17 protein-coding genes and 1 other RNA gene are annotated in these 22,837 nt (G+C 72.6%); 15 read left to right on the top strand and 3 right to left on the bottom strand.

All coding sequences use genetic code 11. The features are described from left to right. Window positions 1-157: 157 nt before the first annotated feature. Entirely contained in the window at window positions 158-598 is a 441-nt protein-coding gene (locus ACOBQB_RS24080) for a PPOX class F420-dependent oxidoreductase (protein ID WP_423594203.1), read from the top strand. A 212-nt stretch (window positions 599-810) separates the two neighbouring features. On the opposite strand, the gene ACOBQB_RS24075 is transcribed toward ACOBQB_RS24080, so the two are convergent. Then, window positions 811-4,161, bottom strand: a complete 3,351-nt coding sequence (locus ACOBQB_RS24075; protein WP_423594202.1) for an FHA domain-containing protein — start codon at window positions 4,159-4,161, stop codon at window positions 811-813. Window positions 4,162-4,588: 427 nt separating this feature from the next. Here ACOBQB_RS24075 and ACOBQB_RS24070 point away from each other — a divergent pair, with 427 nt between their 5' ends. The 4 genes from ACOBQB_RS24070 (at window position 4,589) to ACOBQB_RS24055 (ending at window position 9,840) form a co-directional block, all read left to right on the top strand. Further along, window positions 4,589-6,274, top strand: coding sequence for a serine/threonine-protein kinase (locus ACOBQB_RS24070; protein ID WP_423594201.1), 1,686 nt, complete (start codon window positions 4,589-4,591; stop codon window positions 6,272-6,274). Window positions 6,275-6,414: 140 nt separating this feature from the next. Further along, window positions 6,415-7,653, top strand: a complete 1,239-nt coding sequence (locus ACOBQB_RS24065) for a serine/threonine-protein kinase (protein ID WP_423594200.1) — start codon at window positions 6,415-6,417, stop codon at window positions 7,651-7,653. Window positions 7,654-7,723: 70 nt separating this feature from the next. Then, on the top strand, window positions 7,724-8,830 hold the full coding sequence (gene prfB / locus ACOBQB_RS24060; RefSeq protein WP_423594199.1) for a peptide chain release factor 2: 1,107 nt from the start codon (window positions 7,724-7,726) through the stop codon (window positions 8,828-8,830). 281 nt (window positions 8,831-9,111) lie between these two features. Beyond that, the gene (locus ACOBQB_RS24055) at window positions 9,112-9,840 is read left to right on the top strand and encodes a hypothetical protein (protein WP_423594198.1); all 729 of its coding nucleotides are present in this window, start codon (window positions 9,112-9,114) and stop codon (window positions 9,838-9,840) included. Between the two features lie 179 nt (window positions 9,841-10,019). Here ACOBQB_RS24055 and ACOBQB_RS24050 read toward each other — a convergent pair whose 3' ends face one another. Beyond that, complete coding sequence (locus ACOBQB_RS24050; protein WP_205035535.1) at window positions 10,020-10,211, bottom strand: hypothetical protein; 192 nt, start codon at window positions 10,209-10,211, stop codon at window positions 10,020-10,022. Window positions 10,212-10,470: 259 nt separating this feature from the next. Here ACOBQB_RS24050 and ftsE point away from each other — a divergent pair, with 259 nt between their 5' ends. The 6 genes from ftsE (at window position 10,471) to dacB (ending at window position 16,155) form a co-directional block, all read left to right on the top strand. Then, entirely contained in the window at window positions 10,471-11,160 is a 690-nt protein-coding gene (gene ftsE, locus ACOBQB_RS24045; RefSeq protein ID WP_030788113.1) for a cell division ATP-binding protein FtsE, read from the top strand. 67 nt (window positions 11,161-11,227) lie between these two features. Continuing rightward, window positions 11,228-12,145, top strand: a complete 918-nt coding sequence (gene ftsX / locus ACOBQB_RS24040) for a permease-like cell division protein FtsX (protein ID WP_423594197.1) — start codon at window positions 11,228-11,230, stop codon at window positions 12,143-12,145. A gap of 78 nt (window positions 12,146-12,223) precedes the next feature. Continuing rightward, the gene (locus ACOBQB_RS24035) at window positions 12,224-13,420 is read left to right on the top strand and encodes a S41 family peptidase (RefSeq protein WP_423594196.1); all 1,197 of its coding nucleotides are present in this window, start codon (window positions 12,224-12,226) and stop codon (window positions 13,418-13,420) included. 18 nt (window positions 13,421-13,438) lie between these two features. Beyond that, on the top strand, window positions 13,439-13,960 hold the full coding sequence (smpB, locus tag ACOBQB_RS24030) for an SsrA-binding protein SmpB (RefSeq protein WP_423594195.1): 522 nt from the start codon (window positions 13,439-13,441) through the stop codon (window positions 13,958-13,960). Window positions 13,961-14,059: 99 nt separating this feature from the next. Continuing rightward, window positions 14,060-14,430: a transfer-messenger RNA gene (gene ssrA / locus ACOBQB_RS24025) on the top strand. A 126-nt stretch (window positions 14,431-14,556) separates the two neighbouring features. Continuing rightward, window positions 14,557-16,155 (top strand): D-alanyl-D-alanine carboxypeptidase/D-alanyl-D-alanine endopeptidase, encoded by a 1,599-nt coding sequence (gene dacB, locus ACOBQB_RS24020; RefSeq protein WP_423594194.1) that lies wholly within the window; start codon window positions 14,557-14,559, stop codon window positions 16,153-16,155. Here the strand turns inward: dacB and ACOBQB_RS24015 are convergent. Further along, window positions 16,076-17,347 carry an MFS transporter gene (locus ACOBQB_RS24015; RefSeq protein ID WP_423594193.1) on the bottom strand — a complete coding sequence of 424 codons (1,272 nt, stop codon included), beginning with the start codon at window positions 17,345-17,347 and terminating at the stop codon, window positions 16,076-16,078. The genes dacB and ACOBQB_RS24015 overlap by 80 nt on opposite strands. A gap of 84 nt (window positions 17,348-17,431) precedes the next feature. On the opposite strand from ACOBQB_RS24015, the gene ACOBQB_RS24010 reads away from it, so the two are divergent. From ACOBQB_RS24010 to ACOBQB_RS23995, 4 genes are all read left to right on the top strand, one after another. Continuing rightward, the gene (locus ACOBQB_RS24010) at window positions 17,432-18,415 is read left to right on the top strand and encodes a LysR family transcriptional regulator (protein ID WP_423594192.1); all 984 of its coding nucleotides are present in this window, start codon (window positions 17,432-17,434) and stop codon (window positions 18,413-18,415) included. A gap of 154 nt (window positions 18,416-18,569) precedes the next feature. Further along, complete coding sequence (locus tag ACOBQB_RS24005; protein WP_423594191.1) at window positions 18,570-19,367, top strand: hypothetical protein; 798 nt, start codon at window positions 18,570-18,572, stop codon at window positions 19,365-19,367. Then, window positions 19,367-21,565 carry a polysaccharide deacetylase family protein gene (locus ACOBQB_RS24000; protein ID WP_423594190.1) on the top strand — a complete coding sequence of 733 codons (2,199 nt, stop codon included), beginning with the start codon at window positions 19,367-19,369 and terminating at the stop codon, window positions 21,563-21,565. The genes ACOBQB_RS24005 and ACOBQB_RS24000 overlap by 1 nt, the downstream gene beginning before the upstream one ends. Beyond that, window positions 21,562-22,776, top strand: coding sequence for an acyltransferase family protein (locus ACOBQB_RS23995; protein WP_423594189.1), 1,215 nt, complete (start codon window positions 21,562-21,564; stop codon window positions 22,774-22,776). Before ACOBQB_RS24000 ends, ACOBQB_RS23995 begins: the two co-directional genes overlap by 4 nt. Window positions 22,777-22,837 lie beyond the last annotated feature (61 nt).

Raw genomic sequence — 22,837 nt, 5'->3', positions numbered from 1 at the left:
CTCTGGTCTACGCCCGTGCGGGGAGGGGCGGCAAGATGGCCTGCGGTGTCAACCCGTGGATCGTGATGGCGTTGTGACGTGCCGTCATCACCCCTTGCCACGCCATGTCACACCACTGGCGGGAATAGGCGCCACCCGCTGGCGAGTTGTGCCCGGCATGACTGAAGCGACCGACGGCTCCTTCGACCCGCACGCCCTGCTCGCCGAGAGCCGCCTCGGCGTCCTCGCCACGATCAAGTCCGACGGCCGGCCCCAGCTCTCCCCGGTCCTGCCGACGTACGACCGCGCCACCGGCCGCCTCCAGGTGTCGACCACCGCGGGCACCGCCAAGATCACCAATCTGCGCCGCGACGCCCGCGCCGCACTGGAGGTCACCCACCCCGACGGCATGGCCTGGGCCACCGCCGAGGGCACGGTCACCCTCACCGGCCCCGGCACGGACCCACAGGGCCCCGAGGTCGAGGCCCTCGTGCGGTACTACCGCGACGCCGCGGGCGAACACCCCGACTGGGACGAGTACCGCGCGGTGATGGTCGCGGAGCGGCGCGTGCTGATCACCCTGGAGGTGGAGCGGGTGTACGGGGCGAACATCCGCTGACACCCGCCCCTCAGGGGCGCGGCGCAGGGCGGTGCGCCGGGTGCACCGCTTCGGAGGCGGGCGCCTCCTCCAGGGGCGCGGGGAACTGCGCGCCCGGCCACGACGGGCCTGCAGTCGACCGACGAACGATGGCAGACCCCGCGGCGCCGCCATAAGCCGTCCCCCGGCCCTCCGGCCCCCCCGACCACCCAGGGCCGCCGCACACACCTCGCCTACAAAAGCGACGGCACCCGGTCCGCCGAGACCGACCGCGCCGCCCGCTCCAGGGCGCTGGCCAGCAGGGCCAGGTCGGTGGGGCCGTTCCCCAGCTCGCGGACGGGCCGCCGGGCCGGCGGGTCCCCCATCCGCTCCCACTCCAGCGGCACGACCGTGGGCCGCAGCGTCGCCGTCCGGGGGATCCGGCCGGTGACCCGCCCCGCCTGGAAGGGGGTGGCCCTGCCGTCCGGTGAACGCAGCTCGCCCCGGCCCGGCGCGGGCTCCTCCGGCCCCGCCGTCACCGCGTCCAGGACCACGCGCAGCGAGGCCCGCTGGCCCAGCTCGGTCTCCGGCATCCGCTCACTGCGCCCCGCCGTCGCCACGAGGTGTACGCCGAGCCGCTCGCCGTCCCGCGCGACCGCCTCCAGGGCGCGTACGACCGAACCGGCCGCCGGCCGCCCCGGAGAGCCGAGGGCGGGGGAGAGCAGAGCGTCGAAGTCGTCGACGATCACCACGAGCCGGGGCAGCGGAGGCCCGGGCTCGGCCCGCTGCCGCGCCGCCATGGGGCGCAGCCGCATCGTGGAACTCGTCGGCGGATCCAGATCACCGTCGGACGGCTGGGCGGCCGCACCGCCCGCACCGCCCGCGCCGCCCGCGCCGCCCGAACCGACGGCCGCCCCCGCGCCGCCACCGGGCGCCCCGGAGGACGACGGCGAGCGCTGCGCCACCATCCGTCCCGAGACCTCCCGCCGCGTGTGCCACTCGGCGAACCCGAGTCTGCCGAGCAGCTCGGCCCGCCGCTTCAGCTCGGCGGTCAGGGACTGGGCGAACTCCCGCATCCGCACCGGGTCGTTGGCCACCAGGTGGGTCGTGACATGCGGCAGGTCCGTGCAGACGCCGAGCCCCGCGCCCTGCCGCCCGGCGCTCCCGCCACCGCTGTCCCGGCCGTCGACGAGCACGATGCCGAGCCGGTCGGGCCGCTCGGCGGCGGCCAGCGACGCGGCGAGGGAACGCAGCAGCTCGGTGCGCCCGCTGCCCGCGGGGCCCTCGGCGAGCAGATGCGGCCCGTCGGCCGCGAGGTCCGTGACGACGGGGCCGCGCGGCCCCGCGCCGAGCACGGCGACGGCGCGCCCGCCCAGCGCCTCGGGGTCGTCGGCGGCCGCCGCCCACCGCGCCATCAGCGAGGCGGGCGTGGCCCGGGCGAGGCCCAACTCGTCCAGCAGCCTTGCTGCTTGGGGCAACGGCGCGGACACGCGCGCGTGCCCCTCACCGGCCGTGCCGTCCGTCCGCAGCGGCGCCAGCGCCCGCGCGAACCGCTCGGCCCAGGCCCGCGAGACCGCGTCCAGGGCGGCGACGGTGCCGTGCCCCGCGGGGCGCCCGCCCGCCGTCCGCATCAGCCGCAGCGCGGTCGCCACGTCACCGCTGAGCAGCGCGACGGCACCGCACGCCCGGAAGGGGGGCGACACCGAACAGGCGGCTTCGTACGTGTCCAGGATGGGCGACGCGGGCGAGGCGGCCTCGGTCTCGGCGAGGCACACGACGTGAATACCGGCCCGCGCGCCCTCACCGGCGAGCCGGACGGCGGCCTCGCGCAGCCCGGCCGCACCGGGGTCGCCGTCGACGATGACGACGGTGTGGGACGCGGGCTCCGCGGCGGCCGTGTCTGCGCTGGCTGCGCTCGCTGCGATGTCTGCGATGTGGTCGTCCAGGCGGCGGATCAGCTCATCCGTGCGCGCCGCCGCCTGGTCGCGGTCGTAGGCGAGCAGGAGGCGGCAGTCCTGGCCGTGCGTGGGCCGCAGATGGGGGAGCCAGCCGAGCCACGCCCACTCCGCGGTGCGCTCCGCCGTGGTCCGCGCGCGGTCCGTGCTGATCAGCACGATCTCCAGGCAGTCGGGGGAGTGCAGCGCGGCGAGCTGGGCGACGACCGCCCTGGCCAGGCCGGTCAGCCGCTCCCGGGGCCCGGCGAGGCCGAGCGCGCCCGCCTCGCGCAGGCTCACGGTGACGGGCACGGCGGGCAGCGGCCCCCGGTCGTCGGGGCTCACCCGGTCGACCGTGCCGAGCCGCACCGCGAGGGACTCCGGGTGGTACGGACCGCGTTCCCACAGGCGTGGCCCCGGGCCGAGCGCGGTGAGCAGCAGGGCGGCGGGATCCGGCCACGACTCGGGCGTCCGCGCGGCGGCGGCCACGGCCAGCTCCTCCGGGGTGGGCTCAGGGGTGCCGAACCCGCCGAAACCGTCGCCGTACGCGTCGCCGTCGTATACCCCGTGTCCCCCGTGCGCGGCGTGCTCGGCGTGCGCGCCCTGGTCGTCGCCGCTGTCCCGGCCGCCGGTCAGCCGCCGCGCCCAGGCCGAGAGGCCGCCGCGCCTGCGCAGGCCGCGCGGGACCGTCGTCCCCCGCAGAGGGGTCCCGACGCGGGTGGCCTCGTCGGGGGCGCCGCCCTGGGAGGGCAGGGTGCCCGGGTCGCCGCCGTACGCCCCTGGGGTTCTGCCGTGGGCGTCCGGAGTGCCATACGCCGTGGCGTGCGTCCCCGGAGCGTTGTGGGCGCCCGCCGTTCCCCACTGCGCCGAGCCGTAGGCGTGCGGGGCGGGGCCCTGCGCGGGGTGGGACGGCGCCAGGAAGGCCGGCTGAGGCGTCTCGGCGGTCCGCACGCGCACGTGGCCCTCGCCGTCCGGGGCCGTCGCGAGGGCGTTCGGAAGAGCGCCGCCCGCGCCGGATGCCGCGCCGGACGCCGCGCCGGACGCCGCGCCGGACGCCGTGCCGAGGCCGCCCTCCGTCAGGCGGAGCGCCGATTCGCCGATGCGCAGCAGCGAGCCCGGGGAGAGCCGCACGGGACGGTCGGTGACCTCCCTGCCGTCCACCAACGTGCCGTTCGTCGAGCCGAGGTCCGTGACCGTGACGCGGCCGTCCGCCGCGAGGGTGACCGCGCAGTGCATCCGGGAGACGTCGGGGTCGTCCAGCGGAACGTCCGCGTCCGCGGAGCGGCCGACCCGGATCTGGCCGCCGTGCAGCAGATGGACGCCGCCCGCGTCGGGGCCCGCCACCACGTGCAACTGGGCCGCCGCTCCGGCCGGTTCGGGGCCCTGCTCGGCGGGCGCGCCCACCGAGAGCACCGCGCCGTCGATCAAGGGGGGCTCACCGAGCGTGCACCGCTGGGCGTCCAGGCGCTCCGGGCCCGCGTACAGCACGAGGGGGCTGTCGCTGCCCGCGACGGCCGTGGCGAGGCCGGAGGCGACGGCGGCGAGCGCGGTCCCCGCGGGCGCGGTGACCAGGACGTCACACGAGCCATGGGCGCCCGCCATCCCGGTGGGGTGGCCTTGCTGCTCGGTCTGGCCGCTGCGCGGCCCGAGGACGGTCAGCCGGATCTGCATCGCCGTCAGCGGTCCCTTCTGCGCTGGGCGCCCGGCACGGGGACTCGCGCTGTGTTTCCCCCCACCGCACACGGGCACGTCGGCCAGTACGGGAGGCATCTTCGCACCTGCCGCCGACAACACGCCCGGCGGCCACCCGCACGTGATCTTGATTGGTCGGCTCTGCTCGGAAAAGTGCCTGCTTGGACCGTTGCGGACGACGCTCCGGCAACCAATGGCCACAGGAGAGCGTCTTCCCCCCGGACAAGAGAACCGGACAAGAGAACCGGACAAGAGACCGGACAAGAGAACGGTCGGATTCCGATCGGCCGGTGGCCCCCGCGGCAGCACTACAGTGGGTCGGAACACCTTCGGACAGCCCCCGGGACAGGACCAGACAGGATCAGCGCCCGGCGGGGACCAGCCAGACCAGCAGGGAGCGCATGACGTGCGGCCGGTAGGCAGCAAGTACCTGCTCGAGGAGCCGCTCGGACGCGGCGCCACGGGCACCGTCTGGCGAGCCCGCCAGCGGGAGACCGCGGGGGCCGAGGCGGCCGTTCCCGGCCAGCCCGGCGAGACGGTCGCGATCAAGGTCCTCAAGGAAGAGCTCGCCAACGACGCGGACGTCGTGATGCGCTTCCTCAGGGAGCGGTCCGTCCTGCTCAGGCTGACGCACGAGAACATCGTCAGGACGCGCGACCTCGTCGTCGAGGGCGACCTCCTCGCCCTGGTCATGGACCTGGTCGACGGCCCCGACCTGCACCGCTACCTCCGTGAGAACGGCCCGTTCACGCCGGTCGCGGCGGCCCTGCTGACCGCCCAGATCGCCGACGCCCTCGCCGCGAGCCACGCCGACGGCGTCGTGCACCGCGACCTGAAGCCGGCGAACGTCCTGCTCAAGCAGGACGGCCAGGGCATGCACCCGATGCTCACCGACTTCGGCATCGCCCGCCTCGCCGACTCCCCGGGCCTGACCCGCACCCACGAGTTCGTCGGCACGCCCGCGTACGTTGCGCCGGAGTCCGCCGAGGGCCGCCCGCAGACCAGCGCCGTCGACATCTACGGCGCCGGCATCCTGCTGTACGAGCTGGTCACCGGCCGGCCGCCGTTCGGCGGGGGCTCGGCCCTGGAGGTCCTGCACCAGCACCTCAGCGCCGAACCGCGCCGCCCCTCGACCGTCCCCGACCCGCTGTGGACGGTCATAGAGCGCTGCCTGGACAAGAACCCGGACCGCCGCCCCAGCGCCGAGAACCTCGCCCGCGGGCTGCGCGTCGTCGCCGAGGGCATCGGCGTGCACTCCACCCCGGCGCAGATCACCGCCGCGGAGGGCGTGGGCGCCCTACTCATGCCCGACCCGGCCCCGGCCCCCGTCCCGGACGCCCCCGGCGCCGCCGACCCCACGCAGGTACTGCCGAACACCGCGGGCTCGTACGACCCGAACGCGGCGACCAGCGTCATGCGGAACACCGGCGGCCCCGGCCAGGGCCCCGGGGACGCCGACCCGACGTCCGTCCTGCCGAGCACCGGCGCCGCCGACCCGACCGCGGTCATGCCGCCGGTCCCGCCGAACACGCCCGGCGCGGACCCGAACGAGCCCCACCCCTGGCAGAACCAGATGCGCGCGGCCCGCGACCGCAACGACCAGACCCAGGTCCAGTACCTCGACCCCAGCCAGGACCCGCTGCGCCGGCGCCCCCAGCGCCAGGTGGCCCGCCCCGAACCGCAGCAGCCGCAGCCGCGCCCCCAGCAGTACGCGCCGCAGCAGCCGCGCGGCCGGCGCAGGCCGCAGGCCCCCGCGCCGCAGCCGTACCAGCAGCCTCAGCACCAGCCCCAGCACCAGCCGCAGCAGTACGCCGCGCCCCCGCAGGCGCCGCCGCCCCAGCAGCCCGCCCCGCGCCCGGCGCGCGAGCCGAGGCAGCCGCGGCAGCGCAGCGCCAACCCGATGAGGATCCCGGGCCTCGGCTGCCTCAAGGGCTGCCTGTTCACGCTCGTCATCCTCTTCGTGGCGAGCTGGCTGGTGTGGGAGTTCAGCCCGCTCCAGGACTGGATCGGCACGACCAAGGGCTACTGGGAGCAGCTGACGGACTGGTACGACACGGTCAGCGGCTGGATCGGAAAGCTCGGCGCCAACTAGCCGACCACTGGCGCGACCGGCCGGCGCGCGGACGGTTCTATGGATTTGTCGACATCGGCAGGGTGATTTCCGCTCCCGGAGTGAAGGTTGGCGGCAATGCCGCGTAGCTTTGTCGCCAACACGCATCCGTAGGAGCAGTCTTGACGCGCAAGATCGGCAGCCGGTACACCGCCCACCAGATCCTGGGCCGTGGCAGCGCCGGCACGGTGTGGCTCGGCGAGGGGCCCGAAGGCCCCGTCGCCATCAAGCTGTTGCGCGAGGACCTGGCGTCCGACCAGGAACTCGTCGGCCGCTTCGTCCAGGAGCGCACAGCGCTGCTCAGCCTCGACCACCCGCGCGTCGTGGGTGTCCACGATCTGGTGGTCGACGGCAACGACCTGGCCCTGGTCATGGACCTCGTACGCGGCACGGACCTGCGCACCCGCCTCGACCGCGAGCGCCGCATGGCGCCCGAGGCCGCCGTCGCCATCGTCGCGGACGTCGCCGACGGTCTCGCCGCCGCGCACGCCGCGGGCATCGTGCACCGCGACGTCAAGCCCGAGAACGTCCTGCTGGACATGCAGGGCCCCCTCGGCCCCGGCGGGGCGCACCCCGCCCTGCTCACCGACTTCGGCGTCGCCAAGCTGATCGACTCCCCGCGGCGCACCCGCGCCACGAAGATCATCGGCACCCCTGACTACCTGGCCCCCGAGATCATTGAGGGCCTGCCGCCGCGCGCGGCCGTCGACATCTACGCCCTCGCCACGGTCCTGTACGAGCTGCTCGCGGGCTTCACGCCGTTCGGCGGCGGGCACCCGGGCGCGGTCCTGCGGCGCCACGTCACCGAGACGGTGGTGCCGCTCCCCGGCATCCCCGAGGAGCTGTGGCAGCTGCTCGTGCAATGCCTGGCCAAGGCCCCGGCGTCCCGGCTGCGCGCCTCCGAGCTGGCCGCGCGCCTGCGGGAGCTGCTGCCGCTGGTCGCGGGCATGCCGCCGCTGGACGTCGACGAACCGGACACGGAGCCCTCCGCGGCCGAGGAGGCGTACGACGACACGGCCCCGGCCCCCGAGCCGCGCGCCGCCGCCCCCCGGCGGGGAGCGGTGCCCCTGGTGCCGGGCCCGGCGTCCGCGGACTCCAACCGCGACACCCACACCTCCATGCGGGTCCCGGGCCCCGACGAGCTGGCAGGCGGCGCCCGCGGCACGGCCCGCGCGCCCCGCGCCGCCGGTGCGGCCAGGCCGGGCTCCGCCAAGCACCGCGCCTCCGCCCGGCGCCGGCGGATCACGCTGGGCGTGGCGGGCGTGGTCCTGATCGCGGCGGCGGGCGTGGGCACGTGGGCGGCGACATCGGGCGAGGACACGCCTCCGGACAGCGGGAACTCCGCCCCTCCGACCCCCTGACCTCCGGGCTCGGGGCCCTGGAGGCCCGGCGGCGGGCGGGGACGGTTGCCGCAGCCGTTACGCTGGAGTCGTGGCAGTCGTCGATGTATCCGAAGAGCTCAAGTCCCTCTCCTCGACCATGGAGTCGATCGAGGCCGTCCTGGACCTCGACAAGCTGAGGGCCGATATCGCCGTGCTTGAGGAGCAGGCGGCCGCCCCGTCCCTGTGGGACGACCCGGAGGCGGCACAGAAGATCACCAGCAAGCTGAGCCACCTCCAGGCGGAGGTCAGGAAGGCCGAGGCGCTGCGCGGGCGTATCGACGACCTCAGCGTGCTGTTCCAGATGGCCGAGGAGGAGGACGACTCGGACACCCGTGCCGAGGCCGAGTCCGAGCTGACCGCCGTCAGGAAGGCGCTGGACGAGCTGGAAGTCCGTACGCTCCTCTCCGGGGAGTACGACGCCCGTGAGGCCCTCGTCACCATCCGCGCGGAGGCCGGCGGCGTCGACGCCTCCGACTTCGCCGAGAAGCTCCAGCGCATGTACCTGCGCTGGGCGGAGCGCCACGGCTACAAGACGGAGCTGTACGAGACCTCGTACGCGGAAGAGGCCGGCATCAAGTCGACCACCTTCGCCGTCAACGTCCCGTACGCCTACGGCACGCTCTCCGTGGAGCAGGGCACCCACCGCCTGGTCCGCATCTCGCCGTTCGACAACCAGGGCCGCCGCCAGACCTCCTTCGCCGGCGTCGAGATCCTCCCCGTGGTCGAGCAGACCGACCACATCGAGATCGACGAGAGCGAGCTGCGCGTCGACGTGTACCGCTCATCGGGCCCCGGCGGCCAGGGCGTCAACACCACCGACTCCGCGGTCCGGCTGACCCACCTGCCGACCGGCATCGTCGTCTCCTGTCAGAACGAGCGCTCGCAGATCCAGAACAAGGCGACCGCGATGAACGTCCTCCAGGCCAAGCTCCTTGAGCGCCGCCGCCAGGAGGAGCAGGCGAAGATGAACGCCCTGAAGGGCGACGGCGGCAACTCCTGGGGCAACCAGATGCGTTCGTACGTCCTGCACCCGTACCAGATGGTCAAGGACCTCCGTACGGAGTTCGAGGTCGGCAATCCGGAGTCCGTCTTCAACGGCGAGATCGACGGTTTCCTGGAAGCCGGAATTCGCTGGCGCAAGCAGCAGGAGAAGTAAAAACCCGCTCCAAGCGGCTTTATCGACAAGGCAACTGCCGCCCAAGAGGCGGCAGTTGCCTTTTACGTCACAGTCACATCTCCCTACGACGGTCAACTGCCCCGATTTCGGACATCGCGCCCGCAACGACCTTGACGCTGCCATGAAAAGTGGAAAGGCTAGCGCGCGGTACGCGTATTACCGGGGTGCGTGGGACCTGTGGGGGCCGATCGATCGCCCCCGGCGAATGCCGCCCCGGACGCTGCCTCACCGACATTTCAGCTACTGGGGGTAGCAGCCTGATGACCAAGAAGACGCGCATCCGTATCGCGCGGATAGCCGCGGGCGCCGTGATCGCCGCCGGTGCCTCGCTGACCGCCGCGGGTGCCGCCTCGGCCCTCGATGTCGGCGTCGACCTCGGCGGGGTGGGCGCGGGCGCCCACGCGGACGAGACCGGCGTCGGCGTGGACGTCGACGTGGACCTCCCGAACGACGACCCGACGACGATCCCCGAGCCCACGCAGACGCCGCCCACCATCCCGCAGCCGACGGACCCGCCGGAGCCCACCACGGAGCCGACGGACCCGCCGGAGCCCACGGACCCGCCCGTGCCGACCTCGGACCCGACCGACCCGGGTGGGAACGGCGGCAACAACGGGAACGGCGGTAACAACGGGAACGGCGGCAACAACGGCAACGGCGGCAACAACGGGAACGGCGGTAACAACGGGAACGGTGGCAACAACGGCAACGGCGGCGGGAACGGCGGTGGCGGCAACGACACCGGCCCCGACGGCGGCTCCGTCCCCGTGGAGCAGGGCAAGGCCAAGGACAGCCTGACCGACACCGGCTCCACGCCGGTCGAGCAGGCCGGTGACAAGGGCGGCGACAAGGCCGACAAGGGCGAGCTGGCCGAGACCGGCGCCGCCGAGACCACCTTCCTCGTGATCGGCGCCGCCACGATGATCGCCGGCGGCATCGGCTTCCGCATCCTGCCGCGCCTCGTCGGCAACCGCGGCGCCGCCGCCTGATCCCAGGCGCCGACGCACGTGACGGCGTAGGCGGAGGTACGGCACGTACGGTCTGTACGTGCCGTACCTCACGCAGACGCCGTACGGCAGGTACGGATGTACGGCCTGTGCGGCCTGTGCGGCCTGTACGAAGTAGGGCCCGGAGCTTCTCGAAGCTCCGGGCCCTACTGCGTAGTCGCCTACGCGGACTGGTGCGCCAGCAACGCGACCGCCGCGATCAACACCACGAGCAGCGCTATCAGTGCCGCGGGATTGAGGCCCGCGAAGGGCCCTTCCTGCTGCATGCGCGCGCGATTGGCCCGGCACACGGGGCAGCGGCCTTCACTCACGGGCGCTGCGCAGTTCGCGCATACCAACCGATCCAGGGTCATGCGCTTCTCCTCCCGCACAGTCTCAGCCTGCCCAACGCTACGGGGAACCCAATCGTTCCCCTTACCACTGTGCCAGCTTCCGCGGATTTCGGCGCGGCCCGCCCTCTCGCGACCGTTCCGGCACGTTCCGTGCCCCGACACGTCCGTGACCTCCGACACGTCCGCGGACAAAACGCGCAACTCCGGACGCCGACTGCGCTCGCGTACCGCCTTCGCGTAGGGTCACGCTCACCTACCCCCGGCAACCCGTGGTGCATCCGTGATCCGTTTCGACAACGTCTCCAAGGCCTACCCCAAGCAGACCCGCCCCGCTCTGAGGGACGTCTCCCTTGAGATCGAGAAGGGCGAGTTCGTCTTCCTTGTGGGGTCCTCCGGCTCCGGAAAGTCCACTTTCCTGCGGCTCGTCCTGCGCGAGGAGCGCACCAGCCACGGACAGGTGCACGTCCTCGGCAAGGACCTCGCGCGCCTGTCCAACTTCAAGGTGCCGCACATGCGCCGCCAGTTGGGCACGGTCTTCCAGGACTTCCGCCTCCTGCCCAACAAGACCGTCGGCGAGAACGTGGCCTTCGCGCAGGAGGTCATCGGCAAGTCCCGCGGCGAGATCCGCAAGTCCGTCCCGCAGGTCCTCGACCTGGTGGGCCTCGGCGGCAAGGAGGACCGGATGCCCGGCGAGCTCTCCGGTGGTGAGCAGCAACGCGTCGCGATCGCGCGCGCGTTCGTCAACCGTCCGAAGCTCCTCATCGCCGACGAGCCCACCGGCAACCTCGACCCGCAGACCTCCGTCGGCATCATGAAGCTGCTCGACCGGATCAACCGGACCGGAACCACCGTCGTGATGGCCACGCACGACCAGCAGATCGTGGACCAGATGCGCAAGCGGGTCATCGAGCTGGAGAAGGGCCGTCTCGTGCGCGACCAGTCGCGCGGCGTGTACGGCTACCAGCACTGACGCCCCGTACCCCCACTGCCTTCCGAGCCATCTGATCCACTGAAAGCTGATCCACTGAAAGGCCGCCATGCGCGCCCAGTTCGTCCTGTCGGAGATCGGCGTCGGCCTCCGTCGCAATCTCACGATGACCTTCGCGGTCGTCGTCTCCGTAGCGCTCTCGCTCGCCCTGTTCGGCGGCTCGCTGCTCATGCGTGACCAGGTGAGCACGATGAAGGGCTACTGGTACGACAAGGTCAACGTCTCGATCTTCCTGTGCAACAAGGCCGACGCCGAGCAGGACCCCAAGTGCGCCAAGGGCGCCGTCACGAACGAGCAGAAGGACCAGATCCTCGGCGATCTGAAGAAGATGCCGGTCGTGGACACCGTCCAGCACGAGTCGGCGGACGAGGCGTACAAGCACTACAAGGAGCAGTTCGGCGACTCCCCGCTCTCCAGCTCCCTCACGCCGGACCAGATGCAGGAGTCGTTCCGCGTCAAGCTGAAGGACCCGGAGAAGTACCAGGTGGTCGCGACCGCCTTTTCGGGCCGTGACGGAGTGCAGTCCGTCGAGGACCAGAAGGACTACCTGGAGAACCTCTTCGAACTCCTCAACGGCATGAACTGGGCGGCGATCGCCGTAATGGCGCTGATGCTCGTCGTCGCGCTGATGCTGATCGTCAACACCGTGCGCGTCTCGGCGTTCAGCCGCAGACGGGAGACCGGCATCATGCGGCTGGTCGGCGCGTCCAGCTTCTACATCCAGATGCCGTTCATCATGGAGGCCGCCGTCGCCGGCCTGATCGGCGGCGCCCTCGCCTGCGGAATGCTGCTCGTGGGCCGCTACTTCATGATCGACCACGGGCTCGCGCTCTCCGAGAAGATCAACCTCATCAACTTCATCGGCTGGGACGCCGTCCTCGCCAAGCTGCCGCTGGTGCTCGCGATCGGCCTTCTGATGCCCGCCCTTGCCGCGTTCTTCGCGTTGCGCAAGTACCTGAAGGTGTGACAAGCACCCTCCGCGTTCCAGGGCGCCGTACGGTTCAACGGACCGTACGGCGCCTTTCGTTGTCCTAGACTCACCGGCATGTCAGGTCTCGACCGGTTCGCCGATCGGCTCGCCGTGCCCCGCCGTGTACGCCGCGGGGCGACCCTGACGTTGGTCTTCGCGAGCGTGCTCGTCACCGGGGCCGCCACGGGTTCCTGGAGCGAGGCGGCGGACGGCGGCCGGAAAACGCCTCCCCCTTCGGTGCGTTCGGACGCCGTGGCCCCGTCGGGCGGCGGCGACCGCACCGCCGAGCAGGCCTCCGAGGCCGCCGCCGAGGCCATGGCCGACGGCAAGTCCGCCGAGAAGGCGGCCGAGGAGGCCGTCAGCCGCAGCGGGGACCGCTGGGGATCGGTGTACTCCCACGGCGAGTACAAGGAGTTCGAGCAGGCCCTCGACGGCGCCTACACCGGCGTCGGGCTGTGGGCACGGCGCGGCGCCGACGGCCGTATAGAAATCTCCCGGGTCCAGAAGGACGGGCCCGCCGACCGCGCCGGGATCCGCGAGGGCGACCGGCTGCGCTCCATCGACGGCAAGCGTGTCACCGGCCGCCCCGTCACGGAGGTCATCTCCCTGCTCCGCGGTGACCGCGCGGGCACCCCGGTGCGGCTGGGGCTGGAGCGCTCCACGCGCGCGTGGAGCGAGACGCTGCGCAGGGCGCGCCTGTCCACGGACTCCGTCACCGTCACCAAGCTGTCCGGCGGCGCCGTCATGATCAAGGTCGCAGCGTTCACCAAGGGCTCCGGAGAGGCCGTGCGCTCCGCGGTGCGCGAGGCGCCCGAGGGCGCGGGCATCGTGCTCGACCTGCGCGGGAACTCCGGAGGCCTGGTCTCGGAGGCGGTCACGGCCTCCTCCGCGCTGGTCGACGGCGGCCTCGTGGCGACGTACGACGTACGGGGCGAGCAGAAGGCCCTGCACGCCGAGCGCGGCGGGGACACGGAGCGGCCGGTGGTCGCGCTGGTCGACGGCGGCACGATGAGCGCGGCCGAACTCCTCACCGGCGCCCTCCAGGACCGCGGCCGCGCGGTCGTCGTGGGCTCCCGGACCTTCGGCAAGGGATCCGTCCAGATGCCGAGCCGCCTTCCCGACGGCTCCGTCGCCGAGCTGACCGTCGGCCACTACCGCACCCCGTCGGGCCGGGCCGTGGACGGGCGGGGCATCACCCCGGACCTGGAGGCCGAGGACGGGGCCGAGGCCAGGGCCGAGACAGTATTGACTGGCCTCGGACCCCCCTCGTAGTGCGAAAATGGCCGGACTATGGCAAAGGAAAAGGTAAAGCGCAAGGCGGCGAAGGCCGATGAGAAGGCCCCAGCCCGCAAGATCGTCGCGCAGAACAAGAAGGCGCGGCACGACTACACCATCCTGGACACCTACGAGTGCGGCCTGGTGCTGATGGGCACCGAGGTGAAGTCGCTGCGCCTGGGCCGGGCCTCCCTGGTGGACGGCTTCGTGCAGATCGACCGAGGCGAGGCGTGGCTGCACAACATCCACGTCCCGGAGTACGTGCAGGGCACCTGGACCAACCACTCCGCCACGCGCAAGCGCAAGCTTCTGCTGCACCGGGCGGAGATCGACAAGCTGGAGTCGAAGTCCCAGGAGACGGGTCACACGATCGTGCCCCTGTCGCTGTACTTCAAGGACAGCCGCGTCAAGGTCGAGATCGCGCTGGCCAAGGGCAAGAAGGAGTACGACAAGCGGCAGGCGCTGCGCGAGAAGCAGGACACACGCGAGACGAACCGCGCGGTCTCGGCGGCCCGGCGCCGGCAGGGCATCGCCTAGCGGCGAGGTTCCGGGGAATAGGCTGGCACCTATCGGCGTTGGTCACGTACGATGGGCCGTGCCCCGCAGGTGACGGGGCGCGGATTGAAAAATCAACATGGGGATGATCGGTTTCGACAGCGGATGTCGAAGCAGGGGAAGCGTGTCGAGGAAGCGGCAATGATCTCGTAAACCATATGTCGCAACCAATAATCGCCAACACCAAGCGCGATTCCTTCGCCCTCGCTGCCTAAGTAGCGAGTCGGTGAAGTGTCAGCCCGGGGCTGTTCCCGACCCGGATCCTGGCATCAGCTAGGGGACTAAACTTCTGGACCCGGTCACGGGGTCCAGGAGGAAATCAAACAGTGGCTGGGCCCGTCGGCGACTTGTTCGCGTGATCGCCGGGGCCGAGAAAATCGCAGCGAACTGCACACGGAGAAGCCCTGATTCCGCACCGTTGGACGCGGGTTCGATTCCCGCCATCTCCACAATTCCCATGTGAGGTTGAAGCCCTCTGGCCCCAGGCCAGGGGGCTTCTTCCGTGCCGCGGGATTTTTTCGTGCCGGGTCCGGAGCGGGGGCTGTCGCCCGGCCGCCCACTCCGGGATGCTCCAGGCCATGAGCAGAAGACCCGTGAGACGCGTCAACCACCGCATGCGCCACTGGATCTGGCCCGCCGTGCTCGGCCTGGCGGCCGCCACCCTCTCCGTCAGCTCCCCGGCCGGGGCGGACGCCGACCGGTCCGGGCTACCGGAAGCCATCGACACCGTCCTCGGCGACCCCCGCATGGAGGGCAGCGTGGCCGGCGTGGTGGTCGCCGACGCCGCGTCCGGCGACGTCCTCTACCGGCACCGCCCCAGCGGGCGCCTCATGCCCGCCTCCAACACCAAGCTGCTCACCTCGGCCGCCGCCATGGAGCTCCTCGGACCCGGCCACCGCTTCACCACCGACGTCCTGACCGACGGCGAGCGGCGGGGCCGCGTCCTGCGCGGCGACCTGTACCTGCGCGGCACGGGCGATCCGACGACGCTCGCCGAGGACTACGACCGCCTCGCCGCGGAGATCGCCGGCTCGGGCGTCCGCCGCGTCTCCGGGCGGCTGATCGCCGACGACACCCGCTTCGACGACCAGCGCGTCGGCGACACCTGGAGCGCCGACGACGAGTCCGCGTACTACGCGGCGCAGATCAGCGCTTTGAGCGTCGCCCCCGACACCGACTACGACACCGGCACGGTCATCGTCGAGGTGACGCCGGGAGCGAAGGCCGGCGACGAGCCGCGCGTCAGCATGACGCCGAAGACCGACTACGTGGACATCGACCTGCGCGCGAGCACCGTCGCCGCGGGCGGCGCGGACACCGTCGCCGTGGCGCGCCGGCACGGCGAGAACACCATCACCGTCAGCGGCACGGTCCCGGTCGGCGGGTCCGCGGCCAAGGAGTGGGTCACCGTCTGGGAGCCGACGGGGTACGCCGCCGCCGTCTTCCGTGCCGCGCTCGCCGCGCACGGGGTGCGGGTCAGCGGCCCGACCAGGGCCGGGATCGCCACGCCCAAGGACGCGCGGCGCCTTGCCTCGCACGACTCCATGGCGCTGAAGGACCTCCTGGTGCCGTTCATGAAGCTCTCCAACAACATGCACGCCGAGAGCCTCACCAAGGCCATGGGGCACGAGGCGACCGGGCGGCCCGGCAGTTGGGGCGACGGCATCACGGCCATCGGCGGCTATCTGAAGACCGTCGGTGTCGACCCCGGCAAGCTGCGCCAGGTCGACGGCTCCGGGCTCTCCCGCAAGGACAACGCCCCGGCCGACCAGTACATCCAGCTGCTGCGCGCGGCCAAGAGCGAGCCGTGGTTCGCCGACTGGTACGCGTCGCTGCCGGTGGCCTGCGGGCCCGGCAAGTCCGTCGGCGGCACGCTGCGGTCACGGATGTGCGGGACCCCGGCGGCCCTCAACGCCCGTGCCAAGACCGGGACGTTGACGGGCGCCTCGGCCCTGTCCGGCTACGTGACCGACAAGGACGGCCGCGAGCTGGTGTTCAGCATCATCCTCAACAACCACCTGGCCCGCTCGGTGAAGGCCCTGGAGGACGCGATCGTGGCGACCCTCGCCTCGTCGACCAGGGACGAGGCCGTTCCGGTCACGCCTCGCCCGACACGTTCCGTGACCGAGGGGGACGGTGACGTGGAGTGCTCGTGGCGCAAGCCCGCGCGCTGCTGAGCGGCTGGGCGAGGCCGCTGAGCAGCAGGGCCGCGCAGGCGGCGATGACCGGCACCCAGTAGCCCGCGGCGGGGCCGAGCCGCTCCACCGCCCAGCCGCCGCCCGCCGCGCCGCACGCGATGCCCCCGAGGAGGCCGGTCACGGCGAGGGTCATGCCCTCGTTGAGGCGCCCCTCGGGGGTGCGGTGCTGCACCAGGGTCATCCCGGTGACCATCGTGGGCGCCGTCGCCATGCCCGCGACCAGCAGGGCAGCGGCCAGGACGACCAGGGAGCCCGTGACGGTCACCGCGAGCAGCGGCAGCGTCATCAAGGCCGCCATCGAGGCGCCGCACAGCAGGTGGCGGCGGACGAGCGGGCCGTGCGGTTTCGCGGCTCCGTAGACGAGGCCCGCCGCGCACGAACCGGCGGCTTGGAGGGCGAGGATCGCGCCCGCGGCCGCCTTGTGGCCCTGGGCGTCGGCGAAGGCGATGGTGACGACCTCCAGGGAGCCGAAGACGGCGCCGGTGGCGAGGAAGACGACCAGCAGCGCCGGCATCCCCGGCGCGCGGAGGGGCGAGGGCGCCGCGGCGGAGGACTCCGTACGCCCCTGGGGCGGCGGTTCCGTGGCGCGCTGGGCGGCGAAGAGCAGCACGCCGGTCAGCAGCAGCACCACGCCGGTCAGGGTGCCCGCCTGCGGGAAGAGCGCCGCGCACAGGAAGGCGGCGAGGACCGGGCCGAGCATGAAGCACAGCTCGTCGGCGGCCTGCTCGAAGGAGTTGGCGGTGTGCACGGCCGCGGCGTCGCCCTTGAGGAGGTGGGCCCAGCGCGCCCGGGACATGCCGCCCGTGTTGGGCGTCGTGGCCGTGGCGGCGTACGACGCGAAGAGGGTCCAGTCGGGCGCTCCGTAGCGCACGCACAGCAGCAGCGAGAGGGAGCCGAGCGCGGCGATCGCGGTGGCGGGCACGGCGACGCGCGCCTGGCCGTGGCGGTCGACGAGCCGGGCCGTCCAGGGCGCCACGACGGCGGTCGCCGCGAGGCCGGTCGCGGTCACGGCGCCCGCCAGCGCGTACGACCCACGGGCGCCGGAGATCATGATGACGGCGCTCACGCTGAACATGCCCATGGGGAGCCGGGCGATGAGGTTGCCGAGGGTGAAGGCGGTGGCGCCGGGTATCGCGAACAGGCGGGCGTAGGGATTGCGGGGCAGCGGCATGGGGCCCAGCCTCGCGGCGGGTGATCCGAGGGGTCCAACACCTTCTGGAGGACCATTCACGCGTCCGCGTTGTAAATTCCTGCGGTGACGCGACTTCCCGCCCCGCACCGTGACGTGGACCCCCGCCTGCTCCGTGCCTTCCTCGCCGTCGCCGAGGAACTGCACTTCACCCGGGCCGCCGCCCGGCTGTACGTGGCCCAGCAGGCGCTGAGCCGCGATGTGCGGCGCCTGGAACGGGGGTTGAGCGCCGAGCTCTTCGCGCGCACGACGCGGCAGGTCACCCTCACCGCCGACGGCGAGCGGCTCCTGCCGTACGCGCGGCGGGTCCTGGAGGCGCAGGACGAGCTGGTCGCCGCCTTCACGGGGGCCGCGCGGCCGCTGCTCGTCGACCTGAACAGCCCCGGGCTCGTCTTCGGGCGCATTCTGGAGCGGGCCCGTGAACTCGCCCCGGAGTGCGAGCTGATGGCTCGCTTCGAGAGCGGCCTGACCGGAGCCGCCGTGGAGATGAACGCCGGGCGGCTGGACATGTCCTTCGGGCGGTACGCCGGACTGGACCCCGCCCTGCGGGCCTCCCTCGCCCAACAGCCCGTGCGGTACGAGCCGATGGCGGTGCTGCTGCCCCACGGCCACCCGCTGACCGGGCTGGACGCCGTGCCGCTGGACGCGCTCGCGGGGGAGACCGTGTACGCGGGGGCGGGCAACCCACGGACCCCGGAGTGGACCGACCTCGCGCACCGGCTCTTCGAGGGGCGCGGCATCGACGTCGCGCCGCCCGCGCCGCTCGCCGTGGGCCGGGAGGAGTTCGGGCGGCTCATGGCGAAGAAGCGCAATCCGGTCCTCGTCGTCGTGGACTTTCCGGCCATGCCGGGCGCCGAGCTGCGGCCCCTGGTCGACCCCGTCCCGCTCTCCCCCGTATCGCTGGTGTGGCGAAAAGGCCTGGTCCATCCGGGTGTCGCCGCCGTCCGGGCCGCCGCCGCGGAGCTGGCGGCCGACGAAGGCTGGCTGGAGAGGCCCGCGGATGGGTGGGTTCCGGCCACAGATGCACTCATCATGATGACTCGGAACTGACCGAAACCAACTCCTGCCGTCACCGCGCTACGTTCCTGCTCCGGGCCCGGTGTGACGGGGGGAGCGCTCGGACCGGGTGGGGGCCCGGTCCGCACGACAGGGGCCCGGGGTCGTACGCGCACCCCGAACTCTGACGTGGGGGTTGAGCGTACGCATGGAAACGTGGCGAGAAGAAGCCCTGCCCGGACACATCGAAGACGTCCCGTCCGGGCACATCGAAGACGTCCCGTACGGACACATCGCCGACACCGGACACACTCACGATCCGGACGAGGGCACCGTCCGGATCGACGGTCCCGTCTTCGTCGACGAGACGGGCCGCCGCAGCCGGAGGTACCGCCGGATAGGCATGGCCGTCGGGGCCGCCTGCGGGGTCTACGCCCTGCTCATCGTCGGCACGCTGCTCTCGGGCAACTCCAGCGCGCCCTGGCTGCCGGTGCCGGGCCCCGAGGACGACGGACCGGCGAGCAAGGCGGAGACCTCCGACCTCCCGACGGGCGCCGCCACCCCGTCCGCTCCGTCGTCCCGTACGACGCGGGTCTCGGACGGCTCCGACGCGGAGGGCGAGCACGGCGACGGGCCCCGCCCCTCGGGAGAGCGGGACGGCCGCGGGCGGCCGGACGCGCCGTCCGACGGCGACCGTGACCGCGCCGACCGGGCACCGGAGGGCGGCGGTGCACCACCGGCCACCGGCCCGGACACCCCGGACACACCGGGCGTCCCGGATGACGGTCCCGCACCGGGCCCGACCAGTGGCACGCCGGACCCCGGTCCCGGCCCGGTGGTTCCGGCCGACCCGCCTTCCTCCGAGCAGCCCGCGCAGTCACCGGAACCAGGCGGCAGCGAAACCCCGGGCGGCGGAGGCGGCGGTGGTGAGGTTCCCGCCGGGTACACCCCGCCCGCCGAGCAGCCTCCCTCGGACAGTCCGCCGTCCCAGGAGGCCGCCGAGTGATGAACTCCCGTACCCACGGGGGCCTGTCCGGCCCCCGGAACAGCCGTGCCCGGCGCGGAGGGCGCAGGCTCCTGACCCTGCGCCATCTGCTGCCCGCGCTGCTGCTCGGCGCGCTGCTCGCCATGCTGATGCTGCGCGGCTACGTACACAGCGAGATCCTCGCCGACCACCGCGTCAGACCGCCCGCGCCCGCCGACCACGTACCCCGGCAGATCCTGGACGGCGGCCCCGTCATCGACACCCGCGGCGGGCGCGAGACCACCCTGAGTGTGCCCGACCGCCGGCTGGTGCTGACCTTCGACGACGGCCCGGACCCCAAGTGGACCCCCAAGGTCCTCGACGTTCTAAAGAAGCACCGGGCGCACGCCGTCTTCTTCGTCACCGGCACCATGGCCTCCCGCCACCCCGGCCTCGTCCGGCGCATGGTCGCCGAGGGCCACGAGGTGGGCCTGCATACCTTCAACCACCCCGACCTCTCCTACCAGTCGGCCGAGCGCATCGACTGGGAGCTGTCGCAGAACCAGCTTGCGCTCGCCGGGGCGGCGGGCATCCGCACCTCCCTCTTCCGGCCGCCGTACTCCTCGTACTCCGCCGCCATGGACGACCGGTCGTACCCGGTGGCCCGGCACATCGGTGCGCGCGGTTACCTCACCGTCGTCAACGACACCGACAGCGAGGACTGGAAGCGCCCCGGTGTCGACGAGATCATCCGCCGCGCCACGCCCGAGGACGGCGAGGGCGCCGTCGTCCTCATGCACGACTCCGGCGGCGACCGTTCGCAGACCGTCGCCGCGCTCGACCGCTTCCTGCCGCAACTGCGGGAAAAGGGCTATACGTTCGGCAACCTCACCGAAGCTCTCGACGCGCCGAGCGCGCACACCCCGGTCGGCGGCGTCGAGCTGTGGAAAGGCCGGTCCTGGGTCTTCCTCGTCGGCGCGTCCGAGCGGATCACCGACTGTCTCGTGGTGGCCCTCGCGGTCGTCGGCGTCCTCGTCCTCACCCGCTTCGGCCTGATGCTGCTGCTCTCCCACGCGCACGCCCGCCGGGTGCGGCGGCACGACTTCCGCTGGGGGGAACCCGTCACCGAGCCCGTCTCGGTCCTGGTGCCCGCGTACAACGAAGCCAAGTGCATCGAGGCCACCATCCGTTCCCTGATGGCGAGCGACCACCCCATCGAGGTCATCGTCGTCGACGACGGCTCGTCGGACGGCACCGCCCGGATCGCGGAGGACCTGTGCCTGGCGAACGTACGCGTCCTGCGCCAGCCCAACGCGGGCAAACCCGCCGCCCTCAACAGGGGCCTGGCAGCCGCCCGCTACGGCATCGTCGTGATGATGGACGGCGACACGGTCTTCGAGGAGTCCACCGTCCGTGAGCTGGTCCAGCCCTTCGGCGACCCGCGCGTCGGCGCCGTCGCGGGCAACGCCAAGGTCGGCAACAGGGACTCGCTCATCGGCGCCTGGCAGCACATCGAGTACGTGATGGGCTTCAACCTCGACCGCCGGATGTACGACGTGCTGCGCTGCATGCCGACCATCCCGGGCGCGGTCGGCGCGTTCCGGCGCTCCGCCCTGGAGCGGGCCGGCGGCATGAGCGACGACACGCTCGCCGAGGACACCGACATCACCATGGCCCTGCACCGCGACGGCCGGCGGGTGGTGTACGCGGAGCGGGCGCGCGCCTGGACCGAGGCCCCCGAGTCCGTCCAGCAACTCTGGTCCCAGCGCTACCGCTGGTCGTACGGCACGATGCAGGCCATCTGGAAACACCGCCGCGCCGTCGTCGAGTCCGGCCCCTCCGGACGCTTCGGCCGCGTGGGGCTGCCGCTGGTGTCGCTGTTCACGGTCGTGGCACCGCTCCTCGCCCCGCTGATCGACGTGTTCCTGCTGTACGGCCTGGTCTTCGGGCCCACGGGAAAGACCATCGCCGCCTGGCTCGGCGTACTCGCGGTGCAGGGGTTCTGCGCCGCGTACGCCTTCCGCCTCGACCGCGAAGGGATGACCCCGCTGATCTCGCTGCCCCTCCAGCAACTCTTGTACCGGCAGGTGATGTACGTCGTGCTGTTGCAGTCCTGGATCACCGCGCTCACCGGGGGCCGCCTGCGCTGGCAGAAGCTGCGGCGCACGGGAGTGGTGGAGGCGCCCCGCTCCCTCCCGCGGCAGCGCACGGACGGGCATGAGCGGAGGCCCGTCGCATGAGCCGGAGCCTGCTGCTGCCCGAGGCACCCGCCGCTACACGGGCGCCGGGCAGGGACCGCTACCTCGACCTGCTGCGCTCCCTCGCGCTCGTCCGCGTCGTCGTCTACCACCTTTTCGGCTGGGCGTGGCTGACGATCGTCTTCCCTTCCATGGGCGTGATGTTCGCGCTGGCGGGTTCGCTCATGGCGCGCTCGCTGAACCGGCCGGGGCGGAGCTGCCCGGCATGGGACGTGATCAAGGGTCGCGTCCGCCGCCTGCTGCCTCCCCTGTGGGTGTTCGGCGCGGTGGCGCTGGGCCTGCTCCTCGCGGGCGGCTGGAACGTCTCCGACGACCCCGACCACGGCGGCCCCTGGTCACTGCTGGGCCTGGTCACCTACGTGGTGCCTGTCGGCGCGCCGCCCTTCCCCTGGCACCTGGGCGACAAGGCGGGGCTGCTGGAGGACACCTGGCCGGTGCAGGCGGTGGGTCCGCTCTGGTACCTCCGGGCCTACCTGTGGTTCGTCATCGCCTCGCCGCTGCTGATGTGGGCGTTCCGCAGGGCGCCGTGGGTGACGTTGTTCGCGCCGCTCGGGCTGACCGCGGTGGTCGGCACGGGCCTGGTCACGATCCCCGGCGAGACGGGTGACGCGGTCACGGACTTCGCGGTGTACGGCGGCTGCTGGGTCCTCGGCTTCGCCCACCAGGGCGGCCTACTGGCCCGCGTTCCGCGCTACTTGGCGGTGTCCGTGGCGTTCCTGATCATGAGCCTCGGCCTGTGGTGGGCGTCGGGCCACCTGGGCCCGGACGGCTGGGACCTGAACGACATCCCGCCGGCGCAGGCGGCCTGGTCCTTCGGGTTCGTCGTCATCCTGCTCCAGTACGCGCCCTCGTGGCAGGCCCTGCCGGGCAGGCTCGCGAAGTGGGACAAGCTGGTCACACTCTCCAACAACAGGGCCGTGACGATCTACCTCTGGCACAACCTCCTGATCATGGCGACGGTGCCGGTCATCGACGTGGCGTACGACCTGCCGTTCATGGCGGACGCACGGTGGAGTTCGGCGCTGGACAGCACGTACATGGTGTGGATGACGGCGCTGGTCTGGCCGCTGCTGGGGTTGGTGATCGTGGCGGTGGGCTGGGTGGAGGACCTGGCTGCGGGGCGGCGGCCGAGGCTGTGGCCGGACGGAGTGGAGGCGTCGCGGAGGAGGGATGGAGGTTCTTCGCGGCCTTAGCGGAGGTTCAGCCGTGAAGTGGCGTGCGGGCAAGGAGGTTCGTGATCGAACCATTGCGTTG

This window comes from Streptomyces sp. G5(2025), assembly GCF_049542075.1.
Taxonomy (GTDB): domain Bacteria; phylum Actinomycetota; class Actinomycetes; order Streptomycetales; family Streptomycetaceae; genus Streptomyces.
Note: the sequence above shows the minus strand (reverse complement) of the source record. Positions and strands in the feature narration are given on the sequence as shown.